Raw genomic sequence first — 13,680 nt, forward strand, 5'->3', positions numbered from 1 at the left:
ATTATATAATTTACGGAAGAGAAGGATTAAACGATGTGATCACCGCAGAATACATCGCCAATGGTAGGAAGAATGTCACGATGAAGGTAAAAATATTGATACGAAAGGAATCCTTAAACTTCAGATCGTAAATATAAGAAGTCCCTCGGACTAATACCGCCATAAACAATCCGTAATGGATCGAGTATAGGGTTACCACTCCGAATCCACCTTTTACTCCAAGTTGAGCCAGAAGGATAGCCCAAGCAGCATTGGAAATAAAAATAGAAAGAGAAAGATTCACGAATCTGAGAGTGATATTCGCATTTCCCTTCTTCCCACTGGACTGAGCCAATCCATCCACGATGAATGCAATCGCATACGGTAGAAGCATGAAGAATAATAAATGAGTTAATGCAGCAATCAGGAATTGCCCAAAACTTCTGCCAGTAAATGGAGGAGTGATAAAAACATAACCTGCTCCTGCGCTGGCTGAGGCAAGTAGCAGAACTAATGCTCCGACTACTTTGAGCGGGTAAGTTCCCCAAGAAGAAATTACATTTTCCACTCGAAACGGCTCAAATAGTACAGCATCTAAAAGATCAATAAATCTACTGAATAATTCTTTCAACACAGGATGATTACCATGCCATAGATTGAGGGTATAAAACTAAAACAGGAGAACGTTTGAGTTCCTGAAGAAGGGCTTTTTCTCCGCCGAAGAATCCTCCAGACTTTGCTTGCATAAGTTGGAAGAATCTGTCCCAAGGATTTACTTCTTCTTCGAATAATGGAAGAGTCCCGTCATAATTGCAAAGTTTAGAAAGTTCCGCCAAGGCTTCTCTTCTGCCGCCTATATCGTCCACGAGTTTGTTTCGGAATGCGTCTTGTCCGGAGTAGATCCGTCCTTCTGCTAACGCCTCTACGAATTTTACGGTCTGGTTTCTTCCTTTAGCTACATCTTCTATAAACTCTTCGTACGTATCGGAGAGCATCTTTTGGATCATAGCGTCTTCTTCCGGGGTATTGTCCCTGAAAAGAGAAAGGGAATCCTTATATTTTCCCTCTTTGAAAGTGCGGACCTTTACTCCGTATCTTTCTAAAAGCCCTTTTATATTCGGCGCGATCGCGATCACTCCGATGGAACCGGTCAAAGTTCCGCCTAACGCGAAAATTTTATCCGCTGCAGAAGCTATATAATATCCGCCGGAAGCTGCGATATCCTTCATAGATACCACAACCTTTTTGTTTTTCTCTTTTCGGAGATACATTAGTTCTTTATAGATCTCTTGAGAAGCGCCGACGGATCCGCCTGGTGAGTTGATCTCCACTAAGATACCTACGATATTAGTATCGTCTTCTATCGATCTAAGTTGTTCTAATATGGTTTGGGCTCCAGCGGAATCATAGCTGGAATGTCCGGAGTGGATCTCTCCTTCTATTTTAATTAGGGCTGCTCCCAATCTATCGGTCCCGAATCCGGAACCTGCATCAACTCTCGTGAGTTTGGAAGAAGAGACGTTGGAGACTAAATTAATAAGCCCTACGAACAAGGAAAGAATGGTGACTACAAAGGTGACTGCTAATGCGATACGATTTCGGTCCACAATTAGAGTGGATCTCGGTACCGATCCCCTGTCAATGAAATAGCGAGGGTTTGGTTTCGTTTGGGAAAGCTGGCCGGTTTCTCTTGACGAGGGGATAAGTTTAATATGTGTATCAATATTGGTACGGGAGTGTGAATTTGTTTAGGATTTCGAGTTTGGCTTGGTCGCTTGTTTTGATCTTTCTTTTAGAAGGTTGTCTGACTTTTCGTTTCGGGCATGTAAATATTATTAAAGACGATTTTAAGAATACTCATATCGTAAAGATGAAGCTGTTACTTTTATCAAATGAGCCTTATTTGGATTATTTCGGTGCACCGACGTCTTTAAAGTATTACTTCTATTTTGATCTTACGAGAGAAATCGGGCCGGATAATAAGGTGGTCCCTACTTCTGTTAGATTCTCCTATCATGGGGAGACCGGAGATGCTCCTATTGCAAAGACCGGCTTTTTAAAAATAGGGGAGAAGATTAGCTCACTTGTGATCGGCAACTCTGATAGTCAGTTGATCACGAATACTTCTGTTACTACGACAACTTCTGTCAATTCTGCGAATACGGGATCTGCGAATGCAAATGCGATCATGAATGCGAAAGGAGGATTCGTAGATTTTACTAAAGTACAACAATCTGGCGGGACAAATACCCAAACCAGAACTTCTGTCCATACTCATACCGCCAAAGAACAGACCGGAATGTTTTTACTAAAAAGGGAAGATGAACAGGCAATTTTAGAGGGTAAACCTTTTAGTATTCGATTATATATGGGATCTTACCCTTTGACATTCTCTTTCGATGAGAAAAATTCTAACTATCTAAAAAACTTTCTACTTGCTCGACCAGGAATGGAGAAAAAGGAATAGAGAGCGCGGCGTTTCGATTTGCAAAATCCTATTACATACTTTTTTGGAGAAACAATTGTTTAGAAAATTATCTTTATTACTTTTATTCGCGATCCTCGGTGGTTGTAGCACTTACGGAAAAGTCATCATCATAAAAGATGATTTTAAAAAATCTCATGTTGTCACTATGAAGATGAGACAAATATCTAAAGAGGGGATCGGGGACACTTGGGTAAGATATGAGACTATTTTCGATTTTTCTAGAGAAATTGGTGAAACAAAAACAAATTCGACAGTAGCAAGATTTAGAGTTATCGCTGATGCAAATAGTTATCCGTTGGAAAGAAGCGGATTCGTTCGAATCGGAACTAAAGATTCGACATTGGTTTTAGGAAATTTGGATGCTCAGGCTATAACTACTTACAACACCGATGTGACTACTACCACTACTACAAAAAGTAATTCTTCAGGACTTTCCAGTTCTACTAGTTCTTTCGGTAAAAATCAATCTACAGAAACGAAAACATCTATGAATACAAGTAGTCGCACACATAAGGAACTCACAGGGACATTTTTATTAACAAAAGAGCAAGAATCGGAAATATTGAATTCTAAATATTTTGCAGTTAGACTCTATTCGGGGGCACTGCCGATCACCATTCCATTTGCAGAAGATGACTTAGAGAATTTGAAAAGATTCCTAAGAGCAAAACCCGGAATGGAGCAAGAATGACGTTGTTCTATATTATTTTCAATTTCCGTTTTCTCCCAATATTTTGAACGACTTCGCTTATTAATTTCTTGCCTAACCGTATTTTAATTCGTCTCTTAAGACATCTTATCGGATGAAAGAGGCTTTTATGGAATTTACGATTCGGCCGATCGCAAAGGTCTCGAACTCAAGATCAGAAGTCCAGGATGATTACTGGGCGGAAATCGTTTCCGAGATCGAGTTAGAAGATAATATTCCCGCTGAGTCATTAGATGGGATCGATACATTCTCGCATTTGGAGATCATCTATATCTTTCATAAATCTGTCGGATCGGATCCTGTGTTAGGCAGTGAACATCCCAGAGAAAATAAAAGGTGGCCCAAGGTTGGGATCTTTGCCCAAAGAAAGAAAAATCGCCCGAACCATATTGGTTCTACGATCGTAGAACTTCTGAGAAGAGACGGCAAAAAACTTTTGGTAAAATATTTGGATGCCATTGACGGAACTCCGGTTGTGGATATTAAACCCGTAATGAGGGAGTTCTTGCCTATGTCCGGGATCACTCAACCGGATTGGTCCAAAGAATTGATGATAAATTATTGGGAATAACTCCTTCGAATTGGATTGACTAGGACTTAATTTCCCTTAGATTTTTCGGCCATGGTTTCCATCAGTCGAAAAACATTTTTGAAATACGGCGTCAGTTTCGGTGTCTTTCTCTCAACTTCTCAAGTTTTACAATATTGCAAAGGTTCTTCCAAGGATAGATACGATTACGAAAGGAAGAGTCCATTTGATCCTGAATTTCTTACCGAAAATATTTCTCCGATCCTGAAAGCGATCCGTATCGGTATCACAGCTCCGAACCCTCATAATGTCCAACCTTGGAAATTCAAAATTATCGATGATCATTCTGCACTTCTGTATGTGGATGAAAAACGTTTATTAAAAGATACAGATCCAACTTATAGACAGATCCATATCGGCCAAGGGACCTTTCTGGAAAACTTAAGTTTAGGAATTCAAGTCTTAGGATATTCTACAGAGGTTTCTCTTTTTCCGGAAGGAAAATATTCGGTTGCAGACATCGGTAAAAAACCCATCGCTAAAATTGTTTTGATCAAACAAGAAGATCTAGTCCGGAACCCTTTGTCTGAGTTTATTTCGGACAGAGTAACTAGAAGGAGTATTTATGAAGGAGAAGATCTCAGCAAAGAAGATTTTGAGAAGATCCGAAAAGACTCTGCAGTTTTGTATTCGGAACTGAAATTTGTTCCCAAAGCCGGATCGGAAGAGTTAAGAAAACAATTGGTCGCTGCGATGCAGATGGAAACCGACACTTATAATACGTACGAAGAATCCAGGATTTGGTTTCGTTACAACGACGAAGAGATCGGAAAATTCAAAGATGGACTTTCTCTCAGAGCAACTGGAGTTTCCGGTTTAAAATATTTTTTTGCTCGAAATTTTTTCTTAAAACCTGGAATCGAAAGTTGGCATTCGCCTGAAAATAAAAAAGCAGGAATGGATATGTTTGCTTCTCAGGTAGAAAGTTCAAAAGGATTTATATTTTTAAAAACGGATCATAACGAAATTATCGATTGGGTCCAAGCTGGAAGGGATTATCTTCGTTTACATTTGGCTGCGACTAAAAGCGGATTTTCTCTTCATCCAATGAGTCAGATTTTACAAGAATATCCTGAAATGGATCCTATTAGAAAAGAATTTGAATCTTCTTTAAAACCCGGAGAAAAGATCCAAATGTTGGTTCGTTTGGGCAAAAGTGATTACCACTATTATAGTCCAAGAAGAGAGCCGAAAGATTTTATCTTATAATGTAATTCGATGCAGATAAAGATTAAAAGAGTGTACGAAGCTCCTTCCAAAGAGGATGGAAAAAGGATTTTAGTGGACCGTCTTTGGCCCAGAGGGATCAGCAAGGAATCAAGTAAAATCGATCTTTGGTTAAAAGAGGTCTCTCCCAGTAACGAACTCAGAAAATGGTACGGTCATGATCCTGACCATTGGGCCGAATTCAAAAAAAGATATTGGGCAGAATTAAAATCCAATCCGGAAGGATTAGGAAAATTAAAAACTTCCTTGGATGAAAAAGTGATCACCTTTTTGTATTCTTCCAAAAATTTGGAATATAATAACGCGATTGCTCTAAAGGAATTTTTGTCAAAATAAATGAATATACTCAAAAAAATCCTATTCTGGCTTGGGGACCTTCTATTCTTACTCATTCCAATTTGTATTGTTCTGGCAGAAGCGGGGACCTGCACCCAAGGCGATGATAGTATTTTTCTCTTATTTTCTCAGGCTTCTTTCGCAGTTTCTATATTATGCCTTTCTTTAGTATGGTTTGGGACTCCTTCCGGAGGTTTGGTAGGACAGGCGCTTGTAGCCTTTCCATTTTTGATCTGTTTGTATTTTTATATCGCCTATATCCCCGTTTATTTCGTATATTCTACATTACAAAATCACGATTTATGTGTAGTGATCGTTTCCGACCTCAATTTGTATAATACTACGAATGTGGTCGAGGATGAGCCTGCGAGTTTATTTTCCAGAGCCTATGCTATTTTGATGTTATTGCCTGTTTTGGGCAGTTCCTTGCCAGTTTATAAATTTTGGAAGGCTGGGTCCTTTTCTAAAATAGAAAAGAAATAGCAGATCGTTCTTCCTGGAAGCTGACGAAACTTACTCTGAATTTTTTCGAATTTCTCATGAAGAATGAGAAGATTCTGTGGATTTTTTGTCGTCAAACAGTGATAACACTAATTTTCCATTGGAGAAAAGAATGAATCGCAATCCCTTATGGGTCCTTCTAGCAACTTTGCTAGTCTCCAGCGCTATTTTCGCTCAAACTTCGCCAGGCACAACTGCTCCTCCGAAATCTACCACACCTAAGGCGGAAACTACTAAGCCGTCCACAACGGAAAGAGAATCCTCTTCCGGAGAAAAACCGGATCTATACATCAACTCGCAATCGTCCTTTGAGTTTAACTCCAAGGACGAAGGATCCACGGTGGATTATATAGAATATAAGATCGGATCTGGAGACTATACTAAATATGTTTCTTCTATCACATTGGTAAGAGAAGGTCTGACTAAGATCACTTATAGAGCTGTGGATAAGGCGGGAAACAAAGAACCTGAAAAACATTTTAACGTGCTTGTGGATAATACTCCTCCTTCTACCAAGATCACTCCGAGCGCCGCACTTGTAGTTCATGAGAATACGAACTATGCTACAAAAAATTTGACTTATTCTATCACCGCTCAGGACAATATGGCCGGCGTTCAAGATATCAAGATCTCTATCAATGGTTCAGAACTAAAAGTGTACGATGGCAAACCGATCCAATTGGAAAAAGCAGGAGTGAATACTATTAAGTTTTCTGCAACTGATAAGTCTGGAAATACTTCCACTGATTCCGTTTTGGCGGTAACAGTAGACCAAGAAAAACCGTTAGTGGAACTTTTCGGTTCAGCTCTTGTAACCGTAAAAGACAGAATTTTCGTAAAAAGCGGGAATGCATTCACCATCAAAGCTTCCGATACGTTGTCCGGAATTAAGCAGATCTTTTACAAAATAGATTCGGGAGAATGGAAATCGTACGCTGATCCTGTTTCCGTCGAAGCACAAGGAAATCATACGATCGAAGCTAAGTCGGTGGATTCCGTAGGTAATGAGAGTGAAGTGAAAAAGATCGCTTTCATAGTAGATACCACTCCTCCTGAAACTAAGATTCAAAAAGTGGATAATAAGCCGAGTTCTCCTGCTCCAGCAGCCAAGCCTGCAAGTTCTTCCGCTTCACCAAGCACAGAAAATTAAACGCCAAAGGGGATCCGTTGAAAATTACGGATCCCTTCTTCTTTATACAAATCTAATAAACTATTTTTCTTGGAGTTCGGATCCGGTCTTTTGCCAATCCGGCTTTAATGCATTTACTTTGATCTTGAACTCTGCTTGGTTTCCGGCTCTATCGGATGTATAAACCGTTACTGAGTGAACTCCGGAGTTGAATCCTATCGGATTTTGATACGGTTGAATAGGACCATTACCGATCTTATATTCCAATTTGGAAAGTCCTGATCCTGTGCCTGGGTCTTCGCATCGTATTGCTATAAGCCCGTTTTCCTTTAAATAATAGATCCCATCCTCTCTTAGCTTACCTTCGGTAGGAGCAAATACACATGTAGGATGTTTTGCATCTATTAATAATGGGATCTCCGACTGGATATAATTTCCTGCTTTGTCGTTTGCTTCCCAACGAAGAATAGAAAGCCCATCAATACCTGAGGAAGAAATTTTGATCGGCTTCTTGGCTTCTTCTCCCGAAAGAGTCAGATTCACTTCTGCTCCACTTCCATCTCTTGCGGCAAGGTTGATCGTGATCTCGTCCATTCCGGCACCTTCTTCAGTAACTTGTAATGTAAGTTCTGCTCCGGATTTGATCTCTATCAGGCCTGACTGTCCCTTCTTTTCTCCTATTAGACGGACTTGGGGTGCAGTGGTGTCTTTTAGATACTTTGTCTTTTTAGGTGTTTCTTTATTTCCTAATATATCTTCGGAGTAAAATTCAACCTCGTTCCAACCTTCTTGAGAAAGAGAGATGGACCCTTCGTATTTCTGCCATTCTCCTCCATTCACTCTATAATATGTGGAGATAGGGACTTGCTTTTGTGAATTCGGAGAGCCAGGAGAATTGGAGTTGGAAGAAGGTCCGCTAGTCTGAGGATCACCCAGTGAGATCCTCAACTCTTCGGAAGAAGCGACTACTGTAGAAGGCCTCTCTACTTTAACCTTAGGAGCTGCAGCAAATTTATCCGCCAAAGAAATTACAGGAGAAGAAACTCCTCTTACTCCGTCCATATTGATCCCGACCACACGCACAAAAAATTTGGAATCTTGCGAATTGAATTCGTAACGGAAGTTTTTGGTCTTATAAAAATGATGAACTCTTAGAAAATCTCGGTCTTCGGAAAGTTCTAATAAATAACTTTCAGCGCCTTGGCTGGGCTTCCAGCGAAGGCTAACTCTTTGTTGTTCAGAAAATGCCTCTCCCGAAAGTAGAAGCAGGAAAGATAATAAAAATGAAAATTTAAATTTTATAATATTCCGGTCCAGAATTCTCACTCTAACTCAACCTTTTCGGGAAGTTTCTCCGGTTTGGAAGGAGCTTGTCCTTTTACCACAGTAGTTCCGAATCCTGCAGGGACCGCCACTGTTTTTCCTTCTGCGGAAACTTCTAATTCTCCTTTGTAACATCCTACTGTAGTGTTTTCAGGATCGGGAGCACTTACATATAATTCAGTTCCTCTCACTCCCACCACTGCTGTGGGGGTGACGACCATAAATTTGCGGGTTTCATCTCCCGGTTTTTTAGGAGGAACCTTAGCTTCCAAATATCCTGACTTGAGTTCAAGAATTCCTCCGTCCTTGTTGAGTTTGTATTCTGAAATGGACTCTGAAGTTGTTTTTACAATCCTAGTTAAAGTCTTCTCTCTTAGCTCTACAACGGTTCCATTTTTAGTGAATATGATCTTAGAAGAAGAGCCTTGTCCTGTTTGGACCCAATCGTCCATGTTCAATAACTGGTCTTTGGAAAGTTTGGACCAACTTGCAGGAAGTCCGGTCGGAGTAAAATCTCTGGAGAATTGTACCTGTCCTTTTTGGAAATCAGCGACTGCCACAGGACCAGCATTTGGTTTTATAATTTCTCCGGTTGCAGAGATGGTATCCTTTCTTAAAAAGCCCGGGATCAAAAGTGTAGTGCCTTCTCTAATCAAAGAAGGGTTTGGAATTTCATTATATTTTAATAATTCTTTCCAGTTCCTCGGGTCTTGAAGGAATTCCTTTGCGATCTTGGATAAGGTATCATTCTTTTTTACCTTGTATTCGAAAACGTCTTCATGGACTCCCTTTTTGGGTTCAGCAAGTATTCCGATTAAAGAAACAGAGATGAGTAAGATTGCAAAAAATTGAAAAAGTTTAGATCGAGAGATCGAAAAAGGGAAATTCTGGAAGGCCATGGTTTATCCTGGAAAAACTAGTTCTATCCTAGTATTAGAAGGGAATCTTGTAGGAATTCCAACAAAATACGGCGCTTAGGTGAAAAAGGATGACGAAGAATTGAATAGAATTTCAAGGAAAATGATTGCCTTATTTTATGAAATTCCAATGATTTGGGCCTCCTTTTGGAGATTGTAATGTCGGCACATCTCCCACCACTTGTTCCAATAGTTTTCGGTTCTACTGTATTTGCTATTTTAGGATATTTTTTCTCTCTGGTCTTAGGCTCTAGAAAAAATTGGATTGGTTCTTCTCTGATTCTTTTGGCATTAGCGCTCTGGCTTGTATTACAAGGGATTTTAAGTGGGACCGGATTTTATCTAGTCACTGATTCCTTTCCTCCCAGATTTTTGTGTATGGTGGTTCCACCGATCTTGTTCTTGGTTTTACTTTTTGTATTTCCTTCTAGTAGAGCTTGGATGGGCCAGATCCCGGGGGAGAATTTAACCTACTTACATTTGGCAAGGATACCAGTGGAACTAGTTTTGTACTGGTTGGCAATGTACGGTTGGGTCCCAATCAGTATGACGTTTGCAGGCTGGAATTTCGACATTCTGATCGGACTGACTGCGCCGATTGCTGCCTATTTCATTTTAAATAAACCGACATCTTCTAAAAATTGGATTCTATTTTGGAATATAGTAGGCCTTTTATCTTTATTGAATATAGTGGTCTTGGGGATCTTATCTGCACCTGGACCTTTCCAAAAATTATCTTTTGACAGACCGAACACTGCAGTGTTCCAATTTCCGTACGTATGGCTGCCTTCTTTTATAGTTCCTTCTGTGCTATTCGCGCATCTTGTTTCTATTCGAAAAAGATTTGTTGCGAGCTGAATTTGGGTCTTTTTAACAAGAATTCGCATTCTAAAAAAGTAATTTTTCTTTTTTGCATATTTATCTTCACTTTTTGTTTTCCGGATATGGTCCGCAAAAAGAAAACCGAGAACGATTGGTTTAAGATAGAGAAGGTCTTTTACAAAACGGAACCTAAAAAGATAGAGATCTTCCTGAAAGGGATGGTAAAAAATCCGGCTCTAGTAGGCTTAGAGGGATTTGAATTAAATGAAAATTCGTCCGATGTTTTGTTATTCCAACAGGCTAAGGCACTTCCCGCAGGATCCGTTCTTTTAAAATTTAAAGTAGAAGTTTCCGAAAACAAGGATTGGATCCGAAAGATAGGGACAACTCATAAATGGATCCGGATCGCATTAAGAAACGATAATGAACAGATCACTCATTTGCAAACTGAAATTACCATCCATGAGTCTGATAAGAGACAGTTTAGAAAGGATCTTTCTTTAGATGCAGAAGGTGAGACCATTCGTTTGGATGGAAGAGACTGGAGGTTAGTCTCCGATGTGGATAGAATGGACCAAGCATTATTGCAGTACGTCCCAAAGTCGGAGTCTCTATTGTTTTGGAATGAAATGCTTTCCATTCATGTTTATAAAGTGAGGGCCTCTTCTCCTTCCGAAATTTATTCTTTATTAGAGTCGGGTAAGAAGAAGGAATGTGCAAATGTTCTTTGGGATCTAGAATCGGAAAGATCAGGAAAAATTTCTTATTCTTGGGAACATTCAGGTTGTGGAAAACAGTCCGCTTCTTCTCAAGTTTCTAAATTGTATCGAGGGGAATTCGGAATTTACAATATTCGGTATGATAGAAGAGGGAAGATAGGGCAGGAAGACAAAAAACGCTGGTCTGAATTGTTAGATCTTTTGCCTTCTAAGTTGGAGTGATCTTTGAGATTGATTGATAATTCTTTGTAGGAATTCCAACAAAGGGAGAGGTAAAATTCGTTTGCCCAAAATGAAATTCTATGATAGGCGAATGACAGCTCTCCCACGAGCCACTCCCCCCAATCCCGAAGGAGGGTGGGGGATCGTTTTAAAACCCATGTAGGAATTCCAACAGCACGAAAAAGGGATTTTTTATCTTGACCGAGATTCGGAGGAGTCTAATTCCTGTAGTTACACATGTGTAATTACATATATGTAAGTGCACATTATTTCTCTTAGGAGATTCGGTATGGAATTGACGATAGATAAACCGGTGCTTTCCCCCCATAGTTTTGCCAGGATACGTTTCCAAGATTGTGATCCTTTTGGTCATTTGAATAATGCAAGGTATATGGATTACTTTTTGGAGGCTCGTTCGGAGCAGTTGAGAGAAACTGCTAATTTCGATTTCTATGAATACGGATCTAGTTCGGGCAAATCCTGGGTGGTGAGTAAAGTGGAGACCCAGTATTTGGAGCCGGTCAAACAGAACGATGTTGTGAAAATTGTGACTCGTTTGATCAAACTGACCCCTGCAACGATCCATAATGAGTACTTACTTTTAGATAAGGAAGGATCTCGTCTGAAAGCTGTTTTGAGAGCTCAGTTTTCTTTTATTGATCTGCAAAAGGGACGTCCTGTTCGTCATGACCAGGAGATGATGTCCTTTTTAGGTAGTTTTATATTTGATGAGCCAGGTTTGGAAGAAGGCTCTTTCGAAGATAGGGTAAAACAGTTGCGAAAACAAGTATCGGAGGGAAAATATTCCCAAGACTGATAGTCTTTTTGATCCTATGTCCAAGAAGTCTCAAAACACTATGACTCGGAAGTCCGAAAAATTTCCGAGTAAAGCGGATATGCTTAGCGCAGGTTTAAGTTGTGTGAATTTTAATCTGCGCAGGGCGTCTAGGGCAGTCACTCAATTTTATGATAGAGAATTGGAGAAGGCGGGGCTTACTTCTCAAAGATTCAGTTTATTGCATACTCTTGGCGCAACTGACGGTCTCGGCCTTGCAGAATTAGCCGATCTTCTCGTTTTAGATAGAACTACTTTGATCCGCAACTTGACTCCTTTGCAAGAGTTAGGTTACGTTGCAGATGTCCCTTCCGAGAATAAAAGAGCCAGAAAGGTGATCTTAACTCAAAAAGGTTTGGAAGCTTTAAGGATCGCTTATCCGATTTGGGAAGAAGCTCAAGCCGCAGTTACGGAAGCTATGGGAGAAGACGATCTGAAAAGATTACTAAAAAGATTGAACTCCATAGTTCGTAAAAGGAACTTCAAAGAATTTTCCAAATCTGAATAGCAGATTGGAAGTGACTCATTTATTTTTCCATAATATGGAGTCTTTGAGCTCAAGTTGGTTTCTGACAAGGCAATGAACAAAAACTTTTATCCTATCCTTTTGCTCCCTGTTGTCTTATTTTTCGCGTATTATTTTTTTTCTCCGAGTTGTGTTTCCGGCGATTGTAAGAACGGGATCGGGACCAAGGTCCTTTCCGGATCGTATCGTTATGATGGTAGTTTCCAGAACGGTTTAGCTCACGGTAAAGGAAAACTCGTGCTTGGCGGTGTGGAGTCTTACGACGGTGATTGGGATCGAGGAAATAAAGAAGGGATAGGAATTTATAAATACGCCGACGGGACTGTTTACGAAGGCGAATGGAAATTGAATAAGAGGAACGGTCTTGGTAAATTAACCGATTCGGAAGGAAATCTGATTTATGAAGGGCAATGGAAAGACGACGGCCAGGTTTTAGCTAAAAATCTAAAATGAAATATATTATCTTTTTATTATTTTCATTTTCAATTGCCATTTATGGGAAAGAGCCTGAGATCCAGGTCTCCGTGATTGGAAAAAATATTTATGTGCATACGTCTTATAAACTTTTAAAAGACGCGTATTTTCCTTCTAACGGGCTTATCGTTGAAACGGAAGAAGGTGTAGTTCTTGTGGATACTGCTTGGGGAGGAAGAGAAAGTCTGAAACGTACCTTAGAGTTGTTAGAAGTCCCTAAATAATTTTTTTCATTGCGGATCTTTACCTAACGTTTAGGTTCGTTAGATCTTGAATTATTTAGGCAACCAAGAATGAAAGTTTACGGTACTTCCGTTTCCGGGAATTGTTATAAAATTAAACTGTTATTGCATCTTTTGAAAATTCCTTATGAATGGATTGAGACTGATACTAGAAAAGGTGAAACCAAGACCCAGGAATTTCTTGTTAAAAACCCCGTAGGTAAAGTTCCTCTTTTAGAATTGGATTCAGGAGAATTTCTCTCGGAATCCAACGCGATCTTATACTTCTTAGCAAAGGAAACTCCCTTTTTCCCTGCCGATCTTTTGGCCCAGTCGAGGGTATTACAATGGATGTTCTTCGAACAATATAGCCATGAACCTTATATCGCTGTGAATCGTTGGTTGATCCATTTCCAAAATAAAAAGGATGATCCTAAAATCCCTGGAAATCATATCAAAGGATTGGATGCACTAAGGATCATGGATGATCATCTTAGTAAAAATCAGTTCTTCGGCTCCAAACAACCTAGCATCGCGGATATTTCTCTCTTTGCATATACACATGTGGCGGAAGAAGGTCATTTTCCTCTTTCCGATTTTCCGAATCTGAGTTCTTGGATAAGAAGGATAAGAGAGATTCCAGATTTTATTCCGATATACTGA

General features: G+C 39.8%; 18 protein-coding genes. 14 read left to right on the forward strand and 4 right to left on the reverse strand.

Going from position 1 to position 13,680, the window contains the following annotated elements; translation table 11 throughout:
* Positions 1–10 precede the first annotated feature (10 nt).
* Together LPTSP_RS15930 and sppA are read right to left on the reverse strand one after the other, a co-directional pair.
* The gene (locus LPTSP_RS15930; RefSeq protein WP_108929638.1) at positions 11–613 is read right to left on the reverse strand and encodes a hypothetical protein; all 603 of its coding nucleotides are present in this window, start codon (positions 611–613) and stop codon (positions 11–13) included.
* A gap of 7 nt (positions 614–620) precedes the next feature.
* On the reverse strand, positions 621–1,586 hold the full coding sequence (sppA, locus tag LPTSP_RS15935; RefSeq protein WP_108929639.1) for a signal peptide peptidase SppA: 966 nt from the start codon (positions 1,584–1,586) through the stop codon (positions 621–623).
* Positions 1,587–1,741: 155 nt separating this feature from the next.
* Here sppA and LPTSP_RS15940 point away from each other — a divergent pair, with 155 nt between their 5' ends.
* From LPTSP_RS15940 to ompL47, 7 genes are all read left to right on the forward strand, one after another.
* Positions 1,742–2,446 carry a hypothetical protein gene (locus tag LPTSP_RS15940; protein WP_108929640.1) on the forward strand — a complete coding sequence of 235 codons (705 nt, stop codon included), beginning with the start codon at positions 1,742–1,744 and terminating at the stop codon, positions 2,444–2,446.
* A 55-nt stretch (positions 2,447–2,501) separates the two neighbouring features.
* Complete coding sequence (locus LPTSP_RS15945; RefSeq protein WP_135354759.1) at positions 2,502–3,158, forward strand: hypothetical protein; 657 nt, start codon at positions 2,502–2,504, stop codon at positions 3,156–3,158.
* Between the two features lie 127 nt (positions 3,159–3,285).
* Positions 3,286–3,747: an SAM-dependent methyltransferase gene (locus LPTSP_RS15950; protein WP_108929642.1), complete on the forward strand. Its 462-nt coding sequence runs from the start codon at positions 3,286–3,288 to the stop codon at positions 3,745–3,747.
* 78 nt (positions 3,748–3,825) lie between these two features.
* A complete protein-coding gene (locus tag LPTSP_RS15955) occupies positions 3,826–4,974 on the forward strand; it encodes an Acg family FMN-binding oxidoreductase (RefSeq protein WP_245915596.1) in 1,149 nt (382 codons plus the stop codon).
* A gap of 9 nt (positions 4,975–4,983) precedes the next feature.
* Positions 4,984–5,328, forward strand: a complete 345-nt coding sequence (locus LPTSP_RS15960) for a DUF488 domain-containing protein (protein ID WP_108929644.1) — start codon at positions 4,984–4,986, stop codon at positions 5,326–5,328.
* Positions 5,329–5,811, forward strand: coding sequence for a hypothetical protein (locus tag LPTSP_RS15965; protein WP_108929645.1), 483 nt, complete (start codon positions 5,329–5,331; stop codon positions 5,809–5,811).
* Between the two features lie 130 nt (positions 5,812–5,941).
* A complete protein-coding gene (ompL47, locus tag LPTSP_RS15970; RefSeq protein WP_108929646.1) occupies positions 5,942–6,979 on the forward strand; it encodes a multi-beta-barrel domain surface protein OmpL47 in 1,038 nt (345 codons plus the stop codon).
* 60 nt (positions 6,980–7,039) lie between these two features.
* Here ompL47 and LPTSP_RS15975 read toward each other — a convergent pair whose 3' ends face one another.
* Together LPTSP_RS15975 and LPTSP_RS15980 are read right to left on the reverse strand one after the other, a co-directional pair.
* The gene (locus tag LPTSP_RS15975) at positions 7,040–8,284 is read right to left on the reverse strand and encodes a hypothetical protein (RefSeq protein WP_108929647.1); all 1,245 of its coding nucleotides are present in this window, start codon (positions 8,282–8,284) and stop codon (positions 7,040–7,042) included.
* Positions 8,281–9,180 carry a FecR family protein gene (locus LPTSP_RS15980; protein ID WP_108929648.1) on the reverse strand — a complete coding sequence of 300 codons (900 nt, stop codon included), beginning with the start codon at positions 9,178–9,180 and terminating at the stop codon, positions 8,281–8,283. Before LPTSP_RS15980 ends, LPTSP_RS15975 begins: the two co-directional genes overlap by 4 nt.
* A 177-nt stretch (positions 9,181–9,357) precedes the next feature.
* Between LPTSP_RS15980 and LPTSP_RS15985 the strand changes: the two genes are divergently transcribed.
* The 7 genes from LPTSP_RS15985 to LPTSP_RS16015 all read left to right on the forward strand — a co-directional run bounded on the left by LPTSP_RS15985 (position 9,358) and on the right by LPTSP_RS16015 (position 13,680).
* The gene (locus LPTSP_RS15985) at positions 9,358–10,056 is read left to right on the forward strand and encodes a hypothetical protein (RefSeq protein ID WP_108929649.1); all 699 of its coding nucleotides are present in this window, start codon (positions 9,358–9,360) and stop codon (positions 10,054–10,056) included.
* A gap of 86 nt (positions 10,057–10,142) precedes the next feature.
* Complete coding sequence (locus LPTSP_RS15990; RefSeq protein ID WP_245915597.1) at positions 10,143–10,961, forward strand: hypothetical protein; 819 nt, start codon at positions 10,143–10,145, stop codon at positions 10,959–10,961.
* 289 nt (positions 10,962–11,250) lie between these two features.
* A complete protein-coding gene (locus tag LPTSP_RS15995) occupies positions 11,251–11,778 on the forward strand; it encodes an acyl-CoA thioesterase (RefSeq protein ID WP_108929651.1) in 528 nt (175 codons plus the stop codon).
* 40 nt (positions 11,779–11,818) lie between these two features.
* Entirely contained in the window at positions 11,819–12,304 is a 486-nt protein-coding gene (locus LPTSP_RS16000; RefSeq protein WP_245915598.1) for a MarR family winged helix-turn-helix transcriptional regulator, read from the forward strand.
* A gap of 72 nt (positions 12,305–12,376) precedes the next feature.
* A complete protein-coding gene (locus LPTSP_RS16005; RefSeq protein WP_108929653.1) occupies positions 12,377–12,775 on the forward strand; it encodes an MORN repeat-containing protein in 399 nt (132 codons plus the stop codon).
* A complete protein-coding gene (locus LPTSP_RS16010; RefSeq protein WP_108929654.1) occupies positions 12,772–13,020 on the forward strand; it encodes an MBL fold metallo-hydrolase in 249 nt (82 codons plus the stop codon). Before LPTSP_RS16005 ends, LPTSP_RS16010 begins: the two co-directional genes overlap by 4 nt.
* A 69-nt stretch (positions 13,021–13,089) precedes the next feature.
* A complete protein-coding gene (locus tag LPTSP_RS16015; RefSeq protein WP_108929655.1) occupies positions 13,090–13,680 on the forward strand; it encodes a glutathione S-transferase family protein in 591 nt (196 codons plus the stop codon).

Origin of the sequence: Leptospira johnsonii (genome assembly GCF_003112675.1) — a bacterium.
GTDB classification, from domain to species: domain Bacteria; phylum Spirochaetota; class Leptospiria; order Leptospirales; family Leptospiraceae; genus Leptospira_B; species Leptospira_B johnsonii.